The organism is Geobacillus sp. LEMMY01, assembly GCF_002042905.1.
GTDB lineage: Bacteria > Bacillota > Bacilli > Bacillales > Anoxybacillaceae > Geobacillus > Geobacillus proteiniphilus.
This window is the reverse complement of the sequence record NZ_MVKA01000076.1, coordinates 1-1263: the sequence shown is the minus strand read 5'-3', so window position 1 is coordinate 1263 and position 1263 is coordinate 1. Positions and strand designations below refer to the sequence as shown.

Below are 1263 nucleotides of genomic sequence, written 5' to 3'. Positions count from 1 at the left end.
ACCAAATACCGCACCTTGAAGGCTTGAGGATCCTTTTTAACCTGTGGGCGCTCCGCCTTTTTCATCCGGCGAAGGTTGTCCTGGTAAAMCGGGCAATCGTTGTTCTTGCACTTATAGATGTGGTATTCTTTGCGTTCCTTGATTTTTTCCAGCGTCTTTTTGCAGTGCGGGCAGCGAAAGACCGCTTGCTTGGTGAACCGGTTCCGGTGGTTGAACCGGCACTGGCACACTTTGCATTGGTATTGCCCGTTTCCGCCGTTATTGGCGTACAGGTAAGAAGAGGGAGCCTGGCAGCGAGGGCAAGTCAAGGAATCTGGAACACGGTGTTTCGCCTTCGCGCGGCGCTGGATGGGCCGCAAAGGACGTCCGTGTTGGGCTTCGTAGTCCGCCAACAACTTCCGGTAATCAAGGGTTTCCGGTACATCGATGATCGGAAGGTCATCGATCTGAAGTTTTCGGTACGGTTTTTGGACGGGTTCGTCCAAGTCCTTACGATTCAGGGATTTTCCCACGATCACACCCATGAGATACACAATGATTTGATATTGGGTCTTGATGATTTGAAGCAAATAGGCTAATAATTGAGGTAACAAAGCTTGTCACTCCTTTGTTTTGGCTGTTGAGTGTGTGGTTACCTCAATGATGGCCGAAAACAACGGGGGTGGCAAGCTTTTTTTCTTCCAACCGTTGAAACTCAAGAGAAAACCGTGAGTGTGGAGGATAAACTTTTGACAATACCGTTTACTATGGAGGGGATTTTTCTATGGAAAGCTCCATGAGCAAGTTTTGCTCTTCACCCAGGCATGAAAATGACCAATCCAGGCACGCGCATTTTCACGGAAGAGTCTCATGGGCAACGTTTTGCCCTCCACCCGGGCATGAAAATGACCCATCAAGACGCGTGCATTTTCACGGAAAAGTTCCATGAGCAATTTTTGCTCTCCACCCGGGCATGAAAATCCCCCTTTTCTTCCCATAATGAAGAATAGGCGCAAACAGTTCAACAGGACGTTATGCTTAATGGTGGCTTAGACCCTGTACGGAAAAGTGTTTGAATCCACTGGGTGCACCACCCATTGTCCGCCCTTTCCTGTGATAGAGGAAAGGTGACGACGAACGGAAAACTGCCGCATTTCTCCCGTGGATTCGCTGTTTGCGCACTCGAGMATCGAAAAGGAGGAGTTTCCTCATGGATGTCATCTATCCTCGCTGMGCAGGATTGGATGTWCATGCCGAAACCATCGTCGCCTGCGAGCTATGKGA

General features: G+C 49.4%; 1 protein-coding gene. It reads right to left on the bottom strand.

Going from position 1 to position 1263, the window contains the following annotated elements:
* The coding region (locus B1A75_RS19160; protein WP_483299640.1) for an FmdB family zinc ribbon protein at positions 1-593 on the bottom strand (593 nt) is incomplete at its 3' end.
* Positions 594-1263: the final 670 nt, after the last annotated feature.